At 47.6% G+C, this 563-nt stretch carries 1 pseudogene; it reads right to left on the reverse strand.

Features of this window, described 5'->3' with window-relative positions:
• Positions 1-563 (reverse strand): annotated as a pseudogene (locus tag R7Q48_RS29790) (nuclease); the annotation flags it as partial.

Here is a 563-nt window from a genome sequence, read left to right on the forward strand (position 1 = left end):
GCCAGTTTTTACATAGCTGGTTGCGTCAGAAGAAAGCTGAGTATTGCTGTAGTACTCCTGAACCTTACCTTTCACACAAACTACGTCACCAGGCTTTAGCTCCGTATCGGCGGCGTTCGTATGAATAAATAGACCTTCTGACGTCTTATCGTTGTTATCGTTCTCGATAGCTTGCAGGTAGAAGCCTTTCGTCAAACCGCTAGTAACAGCGCTCACGACACCAGTAACAAAATGCTCTTCTGTCGTAATGTATGGGTAACCATCGATAAATGGCGAAGAAGCACCTTCACCTTGAATGTCTTGAATGGATGTGAACGTTGGCGCGTGTCCATCCACTTCACACACAAATGCTGCAGGTGGCTCAGCTGCATTCAGCTCGCCCAAGCCATCAATGTTGTCTTTTGCTAACGTTGTCCATTGAGAAGATTGGAAAGTCGCAGAAGGCGTCAGTGCGTCACCGTTACGTACCAAAGTGGCGTCTTTGCCAAATGCTACACCACCCATCACGCCGACCATGTCGTGAACTTCACCATCTTTTAATAGTGCGAGAGGATCGTCACCAT

The organism is Vibrio sp. 378 (assembly GCF_033339435.1).